Annotated in this window: 13 protein-coding genes; 2 read left to right on the top strand and 11 right to left on the bottom strand. The window is 48.3% G+C overall.

What is annotated here, in order from left to right; all coding sequences use genetic code 11:
* Positions 1-48: 48 nt before the first annotated feature.
* The 6 genes from CZ379_RS11810 to CZ379_RS11785 form a co-directional block, all read right to left on the bottom strand.
* Positions 49-561, bottom strand: a complete 513-nt coding sequence (locus CZ379_RS11810; RefSeq protein ID WP_110931797.1) for an adenine phosphoribosyltransferase — start codon at positions 559-561, stop codon at positions 49-51.
* A gap of 63 nt (positions 562-624) precedes the next feature.
* Positions 625-3,045, bottom strand: coding sequence for a single-stranded-DNA-specific exonuclease RecJ (gene recJ, locus CZ379_RS11805; RefSeq protein ID WP_234404895.1), 2,421 nt, complete (start codon positions 3,043-3,045; stop codon positions 625-627).
* A gap of 32 nt (positions 3,046-3,077) precedes the next feature.
* Positions 3,078-4,037: a cation diffusion facilitator family transporter gene (locus CZ379_RS11800; RefSeq protein ID WP_110931795.1), complete on the bottom strand. Its 960-nt coding sequence runs from the start codon at positions 4,035-4,037 to the stop codon at positions 3,078-3,080.
* 99 nt (positions 4,038-4,136) lie between these two features.
* Positions 4,137-5,039, bottom strand: a complete 903-nt coding sequence (gene secF, locus CZ379_RS11795) for a protein translocase subunit SecF (RefSeq protein WP_110931794.1) — start codon at positions 5,037-5,039, stop codon at positions 4,137-4,139.
* Positions 5,029-6,282 carry a protein translocase subunit SecD gene (gene secD, locus CZ379_RS11790; protein WP_110931793.1) on the bottom strand — a complete coding sequence of 418 codons (1,254 nt, stop codon included), beginning with the start codon at positions 6,280-6,282 and terminating at the stop codon, positions 5,029-5,031. Before secD ends, secF begins: the two co-directional genes overlap by 11 nt.
* 131 nt (positions 6,283-6,413) lie before the next feature.
* A complete protein-coding gene (locus CZ379_RS11785) occupies positions 6,414-6,668 on the bottom strand; it encodes a post-transcriptional regulator (protein ID WP_110931792.1) in 255 nt (84 codons plus the stop codon).
* A gap of 194 nt (positions 6,669-6,862) precedes the next feature.
* On the opposite strand from CZ379_RS11785, the gene spoVB reads away from it, so the two are divergent.
* Entirely contained in the window at positions 6,863-8,458 is a 1,596-nt protein-coding gene (gene spoVB, locus CZ379_RS11780) for a stage V sporulation protein B (protein WP_110931791.1), read from the top strand.
* Here spoVB and CZ379_RS11775 read toward each other — a convergent pair whose 3' ends face one another.
* A complete protein-coding gene (locus tag CZ379_RS11775) occupies positions 8,459-9,181 on the bottom strand; it encodes a DUF421 domain-containing protein (protein ID WP_234404894.1) in 723 nt (240 codons plus the stop codon).
* A 225-nt stretch (positions 9,182-9,406) separates the two neighbouring features.
* On the opposite strand from CZ379_RS11775, the gene CZ379_RS11770 reads away from it, so the two are divergent.
* Positions 9,407-9,802 carry a TIGR04086 family membrane protein gene (locus CZ379_RS11770; protein WP_110931789.1) on the top strand — a complete coding sequence of 132 codons (396 nt, stop codon included), beginning with the start codon at positions 9,407-9,409 and terminating at the stop codon, positions 9,800-9,802.
* 76 nt (positions 9,803-9,878) lie between these two features.
* Here CZ379_RS11770 and yajC read toward each other — a convergent pair whose 3' ends face one another.
* Genes yajC through CZ379_RS11750 form a run of 4 tightly spaced genes read right to left on the bottom strand, consistent with a single transcriptional unit; the run spans position 9,879 to position 14,555 of the window.
* Positions 9,879-10,199: a preprotein translocase subunit YajC gene (gene yajC, locus CZ379_RS11765; protein ID WP_110931788.1), complete on the bottom strand. Its 321-nt coding sequence runs from the start codon at positions 10,197-10,199 to the stop codon at positions 9,879-9,881.
* A 33-nt stretch (positions 10,200-10,232) separates the two neighbouring features.
* Positions 10,233-11,372, bottom strand: coding sequence for a tRNA guanosine(34) transglycosylase Tgt (gene tgt / locus CZ379_RS11760; protein WP_110934339.1), 1,140 nt, complete (start codon positions 11,370-11,372; stop codon positions 10,233-10,235).
* A 24-nt stretch (positions 11,373-11,396) separates the two neighbouring features.
* Positions 11,397-12,425, bottom strand: coding sequence for a tRNA preQ1(34) S-adenosylmethionine ribosyltransferase-isomerase QueA (gene queA, locus CZ379_RS11755; RefSeq protein WP_110931787.1), 1,029 nt, complete (start codon positions 12,423-12,425; stop codon positions 11,397-11,399).
* A 9-nt stretch (positions 12,426-12,434) separates the two neighbouring features.
* Entirely contained in the window at positions 12,435-14,555 is a 2,121-nt protein-coding gene (locus tag CZ379_RS11750; RefSeq protein WP_324616424.1) for a SpoIID/LytB domain-containing protein, read from the bottom strand.
* Positions 14,556-14,573 lie beyond the last annotated feature (18 nt).

Genomic DNA, 14,573 nt, shown 5'->3' with positions numbered 1-14,573 from the left:
AGGCAGCCAAAGTAGGCTGCCTTTCTACACTTTTTATTTACGCTTTTTTTAATACGTTAGTAACGAGAACACGTCGATTCCTGTCAATTTGTCTCGGCCGTTCAGCTCGCTCAATTCGATTAAGAATGCCGTTCCTACCACATTGCCGCCTAGCTCGCGCACTAACTTAACCGAAGTGGAGATGGTTCCCCCCGTAGCCAATAAGTCATCGGCAATCAAGACGTTCTGCCCTGGTTTGACAGCATCGCTATGCATAGCCAACCGATCGGATCCATATTCCAGATCATAACCGACCTCGATCGTTTGATAAGGCAATTTCCCGCTCTTACGGATGGGGATGAAGCCTACGCCAAGAGCATAAGCCAAAGGAGCACCTACGACGAAACCGCGCGCTTCCGGGCCGGCTATCAAGTCGATCTTTAGATCGGACACCATGTTCTTAAGCTCGTTTATCGCTTCTCGGTACTTCTCTCCATTGTTGAGCAATGTCGTGATATCCTTGAAGCTGATTCCTGGTTGGGGAAAATCGGGTATAACGCGAATGTACTCTTTGAAATCCAATACAATCTCCTCCTAGTAGTTAGCGCATAACAACAGCATACTTATAAAATAAAATAGCGAATGCTAAGATACATTTTGCTGATTTGTCATTAGCCACTGGGTAATTTGTGGTATTCCAGCATGGTGCAAAATCTGCTCCATTTCAGCCAGCCCTTCCAGCTCCAAATAACGGCGCGACGAATCGAGCGCTCGTTTGGCTGGTGCCTGATTCATTGTTACGGTACCGGTACGACGGAATATGAATCCCAGCTCCTCAAATATCTCCAGCGTCATGACCAGCATCCTCCGAGATAGTCGAGTACGCTGCATGAGGCTGGAAATAAGCTCTTCCTCCTGAGTGGGAGCCGTAACCTGATGCTTCAACAGCGCATAAATCTGTTTAAATTGCTCTCTGGAAGGCGGTAGAATCGCTTCCTGTCTCTCCCTCGTGGAATGGAACAAATACACCCTTTCGAGCGATGAGAATGAGCTCATCATTTTATGCCATATTTCGGATGACTCAGGAGTTTCAAGTACGAACAATATCTTTATATCATCCCTGCTTTGTCCGTTTTTTAGAGCTGCCGTATTGCTAGGAATTACGCCAACGTCCTTATCATATATCCAACAAGGGGTATCATTCAATTCATAATTTTTCGCTGCATTCGAATCTTCCATCGTGACGATGGCAATCATTCGTTGCTCCAGCGATTGCTTCACTGTAAGCTCGCTTCTAATTTCATTCAACTTGTTGACGGGATATCTGGATCCCCGATGATCGAACACCTGAATATGCGGAACCGCAAGATCCTGAACCATCAATTGCGGCTTTCGGGAACCGTTCCATTCATTGATGCTGGCTTCGGCAACCACATCGACTCTCGCCTCTTCTGTCAAATGGGATAACAGCTCGCCTTTGCCGAATGCAACAGCCTCCATCATGGTTCCATTTTGGCTCAGCAGCAGCTTCATATGCTTGCCTTCCTTCCCCAATGGTCGTGATTCTACTAGCTTGGCGCCGCGAATGAGCAGCCTAGGGCAAGTATTCCCCATGCCGAACGGGGCAAGTCCTTCTAACTGTTCAATGACCGGCAACGAGATATCCGACAAGGAGCACTCTAAATCCGTGTGCATAATCGGTACAAAATGCTCCTCGCCAAGCACACCTTCTGCAAACCGATTCAACTGCTCTTCAAGATTGTTAAGCTGGTCGCGCTGCAGGGTCATTCCTGCCGCCGACGGGTGTCCTCCATAATGCTCCAGCAAGCCTTTGCAATGGGTAAGAGCTTCAAAAATATCGAGCCCGGGAATAGAACGGGCGGAGCCTTTGCATACCCCCGTTTCCGGATCTATGCCCAAGACAAGGGTGGGACGATAATATCGATCCAATATTTTAGAAGCGACAATCCCGATGACCCCTGGATTCCATCCCTCTCCCGCCAATACGATGACATGAGGAATCGAGCCCTCAGCCTCTTTCGCCGCTAACTGGGCCTCAGCCTCCTGAACAATACGGTCGACAAGCAATTGACGTTCTTTATTCAGGATATCCAATTCCTCGGCAATCTTCTCTGCCTCTTCCATATTTTCTGTCGTTAACAGAGCAACAGCCTGATTCGCATGGCTCATCCGTCCGCTTGCATTAATACGAGGGGCAAGTCCGAATGCTACTTGATTCGATGAAACCTCTTCCTTCACTCCTTTAGCATAGCCTGATGCCCCCATCAGAGCGGTTATCCCCGGAAAACTGGAATAGGACATCGCCTTCAATCCGTTCGTAACCAAAATTCGATTCTCATCTGTAAGCGGCATCAAATCCGCTATCGTCCCTAACGTAACCAACTCCGTCCACGAAGCAGGCGTATCATTGCCAAGCAGGGCTGTTGCTAATTTATAGGCTACCCCTACGCCCGCAAGCCCCTTAAACGGGTATGGACAGGAAGATAATTTCGGATTGACGAGCGCGTAAGCCTCAGGAAGAATTTCCGGTGGTTCGTGATGATCGGTAACGATGACATCCATGCCTGCGGCGTTCGCATAGGCGATTTGCTCTACTGCACTAATTCCTGTATCTACGGTGATGACTAGCGTGAATCCACGCTCCACAAATGGCTCTAAGGCAGCAATATGAAGTCCATACCCTTCCTTCGATCGATGCGGGATATAGTACTCATACCTGGCATTCAAATGACGCATTAAGCAAATCATGAGTGCTGTAGAAGATACGCCGTCCGCATCATAGTCGCCATAAATTAAAATTTGCTCGTCTTGCTCGATCGCTCTCCTAATTCGAGCCACTGCTTCCTGCATGCCGCTAAGCAAAAAAGGATCGTGGAGATCATCCATCGTCCCCTGTAAAAAATGCTGCGCTTCCTGAACACCCTGAATGCCACGACTAACGAGCAAGGAAGCTAATATTTTTGGTATTTCAAGCTGCTCGGCAAGCTGTGAAGCGACATCCTCCTCACTATGTAAACCAACCCAACGGTACTTCGGATGAAGCAACCTGACAGCACCTTCTTTCTCATCCTTCTGCCTCATTGCAGCAATGTAGGCAGATCATTATTTGATCCTTCATAATTACTTTTGTAAGGATAGCCCGGATCATAGGGCATAACTTGTATATTAACATCGCTAATCTGAGAGAAGCGATTCAGAAGCAATATTTTGGCGCGATTCGCAATATGATTAGCCTCCAAAACAGAAATTCGAGGATTTACGCTGATCATTGCGGCGACGGAAATATAATGGCCACTGTCTTTTATTTTCATTTCGTCTACAGTAATGACGCCGTGAACCCTTTGTACAGTTTCAATGAATGGCAGCTTATCTTCCATCTGCGCCTTGGATTTTGGCTTGCTGTATATGGCCCCAAAGATTAGCCGATACCCTTTCCAAAAGACAAGACAAGCTACAATCAGAGCGGCTGCCGGGTCTATATACAGCATCAGCGGGATATCCCATGCTTCGCCAGTCATCGCCCCAAAGACACCCAAAAGAACAACAATAGAAGTATATAAGGAATGCCTTTGCATTTCAATGTAGGATAGAGAGGTACTCCCCGAATGCTTGCGATTCTGGCGATGCTGTATTTGAAATACGATTTCTCTCAAAGCAATCGATATAACAATAGCTACTCCGGACATATAACCTGGCGCGAGAACATTCCCGTTCACCATTGCAGAAATTGAATTCACTCCCATTTGCAAAGCACCCATGAACAGAAAAGCTGCAAATAAACTCGCTATGAGCGGTTCTGCCGTAATTTTCCTGCTTGTCATAGGCCGTATCCCACTCCGCTTGTTGAACGCTTGCGGCAAATGAACCTTCTTAGCAATGCCCGCTGCTGCATCTGATGCTGAATATAAAGCGTCAGCAAGCAATGCGCGGCTGTCAAAGAGCAAACCTACCACCCCTTTGAATACAGCTAGAATGACATTGTTCACAATGCCTAGCCAAGCGGCAGAATCAGATGGCACAGCTTGTTCGCGAATCATAATAACCCTCCTGAACCCGTTATTACCATGAAGACGGCGAAGCCGCGTCCATCATCGAGACGCGGCTTCACTCCTGCCAAGCAAATGGCAAACCGTCGTTTAGGACGCTTTGGCCGGTTTGTTTTTCTGCCTGCTCTTAAGCACAAACCACAGCGGACTGGCAATGAAGATCGAGGAGTATGCCCCGATTAAAAGCCCAATTACCATGGCCAGCGAGAACATCTTGATCGAAGCTCCTCCCAGCAAGAGCAAGAATAGAGCTGCAATAAATACGGTTAACGCGGTATACAGCGACCGCATAATTGTCTGGGACACACTCTTGTTTACGATATCGATCAAATCCTGGCGTGTTTTATGTTTGGCAAACCGCAGGTTTTCTCGAATTCGGTCAAAAATAACGATCGTATCATTTATGGAATAACCAATAATGGTAAGAACCGCTATGATGAAGGTTAGATCAACCTCTAGACGGAAGATGGAAAAGATCGTTACCACCATAAAAGCATCATGCAGCAAGGCAGTAATTGCAGCGACCGCAAAACGCCATTCAAAGCGAATGCTTACATACACGATAATCCCCAAACTTGACAGCAATACAGCCCACATCGCGTTTGCCGCCAGCTCTTTGGCCATTTCTGGGTCTACCGTGTTAATCTCCATGGACGCCTCACTGTCGAGCTTCATAATTTCGCTCTTCAATTGGTGATCATGGTCTTCATTCAGAACCTCGTTAAAGCGAATGGACATACGATCCGCCCCTGGAGTAATCTTCGTTCCTTCCAAAATGCCGAGTTCCTCCAGAACCGGCTCAACCTGCTCCAACGTAACGGGTTTTGTAAACGCAATATCGACATTTGATCCAGCTTTGAAATCAACGCTATAGTTAAGCCCGAAAACGGCCAACGAAATAACTCCAATAATCGTTAATATAATCGAGAATGTGTAACAGCGTCTGCTAATGTGTATAAAATCCAAATGTAATAGCTTATTTTTAGAGCTCACCAATTTCACTCTCCTTTACACCGAAATATTTCGGCTTCTTCAGCTTACCCGCCTTGAGCAGCAGGTTCAGCAGGAAACGAATGAAATAAATATTGGTGGCGATACTGAGCACAATTTCGACGATCAAGACGAGGGCAAAGCCTCTGACCGCTCCCGTACCAAAAATATACATGACGATCGCAACGATGATCGTCGTGATGTTCGAGTCCATAATCGTACGGAAAGAGTGCTTGCTACCCGCTTTAACCGCAGACATGATGCTCTTTCCGAGCCGCATTTCTTCCCTGATTCGCTCATTGGTAATGATGTTGGCATCCACGGCCATCCCTACCCCAAGCACGATAGCCGCAATGCCGGGCAGGGTCAATGTAAAGTCTGCAAAATTAAAGACTAAAATAAGCAGCCAGGTATGCAAAATGAGGCCGAAACTGGCCAGCAGGCCTGGAATGCGATACATCCAAATCATAAATATCAATATAAACAGGGAGGCAATCAAACCTGCTTGAATCGTCTGAAAAAGGGACTGCTTCCCTAATGTAGCTCCCACGCTTTGTGAATACTTCTCGGTTAATTTAAGCGGCAGGGCACCGCGGTTGATCTCATCCCGCAAGTCATTCGCTTCGTCCCGAGTATAGCTTCCGCTAATCGAAGCCGTTCCGTCTCTTAATACAGCCTGAACTACAGGAGCGGACAACAATTCCTCATCAAGAAAAATCGCTAGCTCCTTCCCTAGCAGCCGTTCGGTAATTTGGGAGAACTTATCCTTATCCTTCAGCTTTATTGCAATTTCTGGTTGATTCAGCTGATTAAATTGAACGGAAGCTCCGCCCTCTACAAAGTCGGTACCGACTAATTCAATCTTATTGAACTCCTCAGGCGCCTTCTCCGTTCCATCCTTACTGCGGAACGTCAAAGTTGATGGCTTCTTCATCAGCTTCCGAACTTCATTCTCATCGGTTACGCCAGCAAGCTTCAACCGAATCCGGTTCGTTCCCTCTGTCGTTACTTCCGGCTCGCTTGTACCGAGCTGGTTAGCGCGCTTCTCCAGGCTTTGAGCCGTTTTTAACAATGATTCCCTTGTAACCTTAGCCCCGCTATCGAAAGGCTCGGCTTCATAAAGAATCTCAAATCCACCCTTCAGATCCAGGCCAAGATGTACATCTCGAAGCAGACCAGGGCTTGTCCAAACCATAATTCCAGTTGTGACGGCCACGACGGTTATGAATGCGATGAGTCTTTTCATCCCGTACTTCGTTCCCCTTTCAAATTCTCAATATTCCTATTATAGCGATGCAGGAAAAGAGCGTCAATTTATCAAATATTGTCGGTTTCTTTAACGCGCCCCATTCAGAGCCAAAAAAAGATCCCGATTCCTTAGAAACGGGACCCACGAAATGCGGATAACGTCATGTAATTCATAAATTGGGTAGATTTCAATGAAAGGATATCGTTGACCAACTGGTGAAGCTCCGGATAACCTTCTTTCTCATATTTATGACTGACACAGTCCCATATTTCCGATACGGTTACATGTTCATAACCGATAAGCCGAAATTCTTCTACTTTGCTGCGGCATAGAGTTTCAATCGTTTCGTTCAACTGCTTCTCGGCGAATTCCTGTTGATCCATTTCATGATGCCCCTTTCCTGCGAGCTAAGCTGTCTTTAAACTAATTCTACCCCGATCTCATGATTCCTGCTTCTGTCGTTCTGGATACTGCTATAAAACTAGCAGGTATGAATACGGACGGGTACAGCATATTCATAAATATATCAGACAAGTCGTCTTAGTAAAATGCTCAATCCGGGAAAGAGGGAATCATTTTGAACAAACAGACCTTTATCCAAGGAACGATGATCCTGCTCGCTGCTGGCATTATTAATCGCATTCTCGGCTTTATTCCCCGCATCCTTCTTCCCCGAATTATCGGTGCCGAAGGGGTCGGCCTCTATCAGCTCGGGTACCCATTCTTCATCGTCCTTGTAACGATTATTACCGGCGGCATTCCGCTTGCCGTCGCTAAGCTAATCGCGGAGGCGGAATCTTCCGGCCAGCCTGGCCGGTCGGCAGCAATACTAAGAACAAGCCTGATTTTTACGACAGTTGCCGGATTAATCTTTACGGTCGCCAGTCTGTTCGGCGCGTCTTGGATCAGCCGATATGTCCTGCCGGATTCCCGGGTTTATTATCCCTTCATCGCCATGAGTCCGATGATCGTGATCGTAGCTATCTCCTCTGTTTTTCGCGGGTATTTCCAAGGCAAACAGAATATGATCCCATCTGCTTCTTCATCAATCCTGGAAACGTTAGCCCGAATCGTATGTGTACTATGGTTCTCGTACTTAATGCTTCCCATGGGCGTTGCTTATGGAGCTGCCGGAGCGATGCTCGGAGTGGCTGCTGGCGAAGTGGTCGGTATGGCGGTAATCTTGTGGCATTATTGGCACTCCAAACGTAAAGAGGCGAGATCTCCATTCTTAGGCCAGCAAGTCAACGCGACGACAAGCCCGGACAAAGAATTAAACTTAGGTAGAGGGTTTGCCGCCAACCTGAAGCGCATTCTCCGAATAGCCATTCCGGTTACGGGAGGCCGGCTCGTCGGATCGCTTTCTTATTTGCTGGAATCGATCACCACCGCGCAAAGCCTCGCTATTGCTGGTATTACTACCGCAATTGCCACAGCCCAGTATGGAGCCCTTCAAGGAATGATCATTCCCTTGCTGCTGCTGCCCGGAGCGCTCACATCCTCGCTTGCTGTTTCACTTGTCCCTTCACTAGCGGAGGCTCAAGCGCGCGGCGATATGCGAACGATTCATCTGCGGCTGCACCAGTCGCTGCGGCTTGCTCTCGTTACGGGCGGGCCCTTCGCAGCGATTATGTATGTTCTGGCTGAACCGTTATGCTTGCTTATTTATGATAATGGGGATATCGCCGGAATGCTTAAAATCATGGCTCCGTTCGCTCTATTCCTTTATGTCCAAACTCCTCTGCAGGCTGCTCTGCAAGCGCTAGATAAGCCCGGACGAGCATTGCTTAACACTTTGATCGGAGCCATTGTTAAAATCTCGCTTATTTTCTATTTAGCCTCCAATCCGAGTTTGGGGATTTATGGCGCCATTATCGCCATCATTGCCAATATTGTCATCGTGACTCTTCTCCATGGCTATAGCGTGGCCAAGGCACTGCGTTATCATATTCCCTATTTGGATATCCTTAAAGTCATTTGTGGCATGATCATTATGGCAGGGGCTGCTGCTTATATTTATCATGAGCTTACAATCAGCCCGCAGCCTGGAATTCAGTTGATTGCCGCCACTGTAATTTCAGGGGTATTGTATATCGCATTATCAGGAATCATGGGACTCATTGATCTTCATGACCTCCGACGGATTCCGCTGCTCCGAAGATGGTTCCGCTAATTATTTATCCTGCATTAAATTAATGTACAGCTTGCCTTGATGATCGATGGAGCAAAAGAATATCTCCTTAAAATCCTTTACTCCCCTAGCTTGAATTTGATTTTTTAACCAAAATCTCGTTTTTCCGATCTGCTCCAAATTTTGATCTTGTACCTTGCCATCCATGATTAAGGACAATGGGATTTCTTCATATCTAATTTTCGAAATAACCTTAGCATCGCTGGCCTGCGGCGAATTGCTGTCTTGGTTGTTTCCTTCGCTGCTGTCCTCGCTTCTTGGAATAACGCTCAATTGGCCGCTGGTCTCCAGTACGGCAAATTCCACATCGGCTACATTGTCGATGTTATTGGCTCGCAATTGCATCAACAGATCGTCAAGATTATACCGCTGTCTTTTCATTTCTTCCCGGTTAATCTGCCCATTCTGAATAATTACGCTCGGCTTGCCGTCAAACAAAAAGCGTATGCCCCGGCTCCGCAATGACAGCATTGCGATAGCGATTTGTATAAGCAGCAAAGTAATCATAGGAACAAACCCATCATAGAGCGGGCGATTCATATCCTCGATCGCGAATACCGCGATTTCCGCAATCATGATGGAAATGACCAAATCGAAAATCGACAGCTCCCCAATCTCTCTTTTTCCCATAATGCGCATAACAGCAAATGCTGTAAAATACATCAGTACCGTTCGAAGTACAAGCGAAATAAGATGAGCCGTCAAAATGGTTCCCTCCATCCTATTTAGTTCATATCGGACAAAGCATCGTACAGATATTCTGACCTTCTAAGCAGATAACCATACAAATCTCATTTTGCTTGAATCGCGGTTAATTTTGACATTGATCCGCCACTGAACAGCAATGCCTCGAACGGTTTTTAAACCTGTACTAATCCTGCAAGCTTGACCATACAATGATGGTATTAAATGATATAGGAGGAACAAGTGATGGATTTCTTCCGACGTTTGGCGTCTCTTCGGCTCACTCATCCTACCCTTTCCGGCATTTGGTACGCTTTCTTATGGATGATGATCGGGGCTCTAGTCTTATCCCTGTTGCTTCAGTCAGGCTCACTGGAGGAACATAATCTAACATGGCCCATTTACATCGTTCATGCAGCAGCTCTGTTATTCGGTGGGCTTACCTCAGGGAAGCGAGCAGGGCATAAGGGCTGGTACCAGGGTTCACTAACTGGATTATTTTATGGAATTCTAATTTTATGCATCAGCTTGCTTGCATTAGACAGCTCACCTGGGTTAAGCGATTTGACTTTGCTCTTTCCGGCCATTGCGATTGGTGCGCTCGGTGGCATGTTCGGGGTTAATTTGCACAAGAAAAAATGAGGGTAACCCGGCTGGGGAAACAAAAAAAAGAGCCTGCATCAGGCTCTTCTTGCTTTTAGGCTCTTCTTCCTATCCATTATTTCGATTCGGAAGAAGCTACCGGATTCACGCTATGGCTAATTGCGCTGCGCTCAAACGTAAGCTTGGTTGCATCGTTCACAAGAAGCACGACGGTATCATCCGTCAACGATACGATCGTACCGTGAAGTCCGCCAATCGTGACGATTTTGTCCCCTTTCTGGAGCGCTCTCAGCATTGCGTTGCGTGATTGCTGCTTCTTCTTCTGAGGACGAATCAACAGAAAATAGAACACGATAAACATGATCGCGAACGGAACAACCAAAGTAATGAGCGGATTCCCCGCAGCCGGAGCTGCCGTTGCTGCATAGTGGAACATATATATCCCCCTTTCGATGAAAATTTGATAGTCTTAGAATCCTTTGTCGTTGCCAAACAGACCATACCGCTCGAAGAACTCATCCCGGAAGTCGAGCAGCCTGTCATCCATAATCGCCTGACGAACTTGACGCATCAGATCAATCAAGAAATACAGGTTGTGATATGTAGTCAACCGAAGACCGAATGTCTCGTCACTCTTGATCAAGTGCCGCAAATAAGCTCGCGAGTAGTTGCGGCAAGTATAGCAACCACACTCCGGATCGAGCGGCCCAAAATCCTTAGCATATTGAGCGTTACGCACCACTAATCTGCCTTGACTCGTCATCGTTGTACCATTGCGGGCGATCCTTGTTGGCAGCACGCAATCGAACATATCGACTCCTCGGATGGAGCCTTCAATCAATGCATCCGGCGAACCAACTCCCATTAAATAGCGGGGCTTGTCCGCAGGCAGCAGAGGCACAGTATAGTCGAGCACCTCATACATCAAATGCTTTGGCTCACCTACACTCAGTCCACCAATAGCATACCCCGGAAAATCCAGGGAAGTCAAATCCTTCGCGCTCTGTTTTCGCAGGTCTTCGAACATGCCGCCTTGAACAATACCGAACAATCCTTGATCCTGTGGACGGGCATGGCTTTCTAAGCATCTTTCGGCCCAGCGGCTCGTGCGTTCAAGCGATTTCTTTACGTAATCGTATTCAGCCGGGTAAGGCGCGCATTCGTCAAAGGCCATCATAATATCCGAGCCTAAAGCGTTCTGAATTTCCATCGCTACTTCCGGGGACAAAAACAGCTTGTCTCCGTTCAGGTGCGAGCGGAAATGCACGCCTTCCTCCGTAATTTTCCGCATCTCACTTAATGAGAACACCTGAAAGCCGCCGCTGTCCGTCAAGATGGGGCGATCCCAGTTCATAAACTGATGCAATCCGCCTGCTTCACGAATGATTTCATGCCCAGGCCGTAGAAACAAATGATACGTATTGCTCAAAATAATTTGCGCATTCATTTCCTTTAGTTCTTCTGGGCTCATCGTCTTAACCGTAGCTTGCGTGCCCACCGGCATAAATATCGGTGTCTCGATGACGCCATGCGGCGTATGCACTCGTCCGAGTCTAGCGCCGGACTGCTTGCACGTCTTAATGTGTTCATAGGTTATTGCTGCTGCCAATGTCATCAACCATCCTCTTCAACCTTAATAAATAAACATGGCATCCCCGAAGCTGAAGAAGCGGTATTTCTGCTCAACGGCTTCCCGGTATGCGTTCAAAAGTTGTTCCCGTTCGGCAAGTGCGCTAACAAGCATGACTAGTGTAGATTTCGGCAAGTGAAAATTGGTAAGCAGCGCATCAACTAGTTTAAAGGCATATCCCGGGTAAATAAAAATGCCTGTCCAGCCGCTCATCGCCGTAATCGGGCCGTCGCCGCACTTCCCAGCTACCGTCTCCAATGTGCGGGCAGACGTCGTTCCTACCGCAATGATCCGGCCTCCCCGCTTCTTCGTTGCGTTCAACAGCTTTGCCGTCTCCTCGGAGAGAATATAGTACTCCTCATGCATCACATGATCCTCTACCTTTTCCACAGACATCGGGCGAAAGGTTCCCAGCCCCACATGCAGCGTAACAAAAGCGATGTCAGCTCCTTTAGAACGAACCTGCTCCAATAGCTCTTTCGTAAAGTGCAGGCCTGCCGTAGGTGCCGCAGCCGAGCCTTCATGCTTGGAATACACGGTCTGATAACGCTCGCGATCGGCTAATTTTTCTTTAATATAGGGAGGAAGGGGCATTTGACCAAGTCGATCCAGGATCTCATTGAAGATTCCCTCGTAGGAAAAGGAAAGAACGCGCTCTCCCATATCCCCCTCACTCTCGATCGTTGCCGTCAGTTCATCACCGAAAATAATTACGGCCCCGGTTCTCAGCTTTTTTCCAGGTTTGACTAACGCTTCCCATCGATCCGCGCCTAAGTCCTTAAGCAGCAATACTTCGGCTTTTGCTCCAGTGTCCTGCTTCACACCAAATAATCTAGCTGGAATTACCCGCGTATCGTTGAGTACCAGAGTATCTCCGGGCTGCAAATAATCCAATATTGCCGGAAACATATGGTGCTGTACCTCTCCGGTTGATTTATTCAAAGTCAACAGCCGGGATGCGGTGCGATCCGCAAGCGGGGTCTGGGCAATAAGCTCTTCTGGCAAATCGAAATCATACAAGTCAACATTCATATAAACCAATCATTCCTTAACGATAGTGACATTCTGATAATAGTGTTGCAATATGGCTGCATAATCATACCCTGCATCGGCCATTCCCTTGGCTCCCCATTGGGATAAGCCCAGGCCATGACCATTGCCGCGTCCAACGAACAAGAATCGATTGTTCTGATCAATCGCCCGGGCAGCTCCATCCGCTCCCATAACAACCATGCTGCCTCCGCTCCAATTCGTTGCTCCCGTTGAAGACAGCACTGACGTGCCAGAGTTAGCCGTTCCGGAGGAAATCGCTCCGCCAGCGCCCTGCACAGTATATCTACCGGTAGCTGCAATATCAAACAACGTACTGGGCAGCCCGCCGAAAGCAGATCGGAATAAATCCGGATAGCGCACATCGAGGATTTGTCCGTTGGCTTTGATCTGTGTGGCCCGCCCGGACGGCCCTCTTTGCGTAATCTCCAAATTGAGGATCGGCGAAGGAACATCCTTTGCCGTCCTGCCTTTCAGCGATTTCAACAGCTCATCCGAGCTGTACGGGCCTCGAATCCATGAATACGAGCTGGATTCATCCACTACGTTGAGGACAACTGCCTGATCGCCAGGATTCATTTGTGCCACCGGGCTCACATCCGCTTGGATCATCGGAATTGGCCGCACATTCGTGGCGTTGGCCGTAACCGTCATTTTGGCCAAGCCCGCTGTTGTCGTCCCTCCCGTAAGCTTCACGTTATCTTCTCTGACGTATCCAGTCTTTCCTGTTGGAAGCAGCACCTGGTACCAGGATTTCAACCCAGCCTGCGCGGCCTTGTCTCCGTCGCTGACCATGCTGCTGAACGTCGAATTCGGATTGCTCCATACTTCCGATGAGTCCGCCGTCACACCGCCGCTATTGGAGGAGAAAATGGCTTCTACAATTCGGCCATTCGATTTTATAACTTCCCCGGCCGTGCTGTCCACCGCTTGTATGATGCTGTCGACTTCTTTTTCTACCCCGTTATATACCTGGCTTAAAGTCGTGTCTACTAGACCGGCAACCTTAAACTTATTTCCGTCCGCATGATAAAGCGCGTAGCTCCGGGCCGCAACGGCCTGCGCTTTAAGCGACTCCTGCGGCCAGGAGCTAGGCACCTCTGCAGCAACAACTGAATATAAGTACTGCTCCAACGATACGTCATTCACGAGGGCTAGCTGGCCATTTACAGAGCTGATTTCGAAGTTTCCTCGATATTTGCGGCCAAATCTCTCCGTCACCTGAAGGGCCGAGTCCTCGCTATCATGTACCAGCAGCTTCATATTTACGCCACTGACCGCATAATGCTCGACTGCTCCCGGCGAAGTCAGATCCCCTGTAACATCGCGATAAGCAATAAGGGCAGGGGCCTGAGAATCGATAGCGGAGAGATTCAATTGAGGCTGAAGCTGAATAATTTGTGCCTTAAGCGCTGCTAGTGAAGCATCGCTTACAGCGCCGCCTACCCATACCGCGTATTGATTTGCGCCTATGATAGCCACTTTTACTTCTATGCCCGGCAGGTTTAGCGCCTGACTATAGGCTTCAGCTTCCGCTTTGCTGCCAAATATGCCTGCGGAATAATAGTAACTGCCGTGTATGGTTGGCAGCTGCTCGCCCAACTGCCCGGCAAGTGTCTGAGCGACACGAGCTACCGCAGCCGAAGCCTCATCTTCGCTGGCATAAGGCCCGGTATAAATTTGATATACCGTGCCTCCGGCTTGCTGAGCTGCAATGGCGATCGGTTTATCCGTCCCTCCTTGCAGCTTCTTTATGGCAGCTGATACCGATTGCCAGTCTGCGCTCTCCAGTGCCTTGACTTTTATCCCGTCTACGCTAAAGCGCACCGTTTGACCAGGGCTGAAATCCACCCAGCTCTCCATGCCGTCCCCTCGCTCCGGCCCTGCCTGCCAGGCTGACTCCGCAGTCATTGTCACCGCGGGGACAACTGATTTATAAGTGCTTCCTAAATCAAGGAACATCGCTACGCGGACACGCGTGTCCGGCATTTCATCCGCACTAGCTGGAAGCTGAAGCACACCGCCTAGCAAAGTTGCCGCTAATAAAGCCGCTGCCCACTTGGATGCCCTGCCTTTTAACGCCTTTTTCGATCTCAGTCTTGGTCTATTCACGTTCGATAGTCCTCCTCG

It is taken from the genome of Paenibacillus bouchesdurhonensis (assembly GCF_900155685.1).
In the GTDB taxonomy this organism is placed as follows: Bacteria; Bacillota; Bacilli; order Paenibacillales; family Paenibacillaceae; genus Fontibacillus; species Fontibacillus bouchesdurhonensis.
Note: the sequence above shows the minus strand (reverse complement) of the source record. Positions and strands in the feature narration are given on the sequence as shown.

Excerpts from the sequence above, each read along its gene's own strand:
- queA (WP_110931787.1), bottom strand. The coding sequence starts at position 12,425 with ATGAATGTTGACTTGTATGATTTCGATTTGCCAGAAGAGCTTATTGCC.
- secD (WP_110931793.1), bottom strand. The coding sequence starts at position 6,282 with ATGAAAAGACTCATCGCATTCATAACCGTCGTGGCCGTCACAACTGGA.
- CZ379_RS11800 (WP_110931795.1), bottom strand. The coding sequence starts at position 4,037 with ATGATTCGCGAACAAGCTGTGCCATCTGATTCTGCCGCTTGGCTAGGC.
- CZ379_RS11770 (WP_110931789.1), top strand. The coding sequence starts at position 9,407 with ATGGATTTCTTCCGACGTTTGGCGTCTCTTCGGCTCACTCATCCTACC.
- yajC (WP_110931788.1), bottom strand. The coding sequence starts at position 10,199 with ATGTTCCACTATGCAGCAACGGCAGCTCCGGCTGCGGGGAATCCGCTC.
- CZ379_RS11785 (WP_110931792.1), bottom strand. The coding sequence starts at position 6,668 with ATGGATCAACAGGAATTCGCCGAGAAGCAGTTGAACGAAACGATTGAA.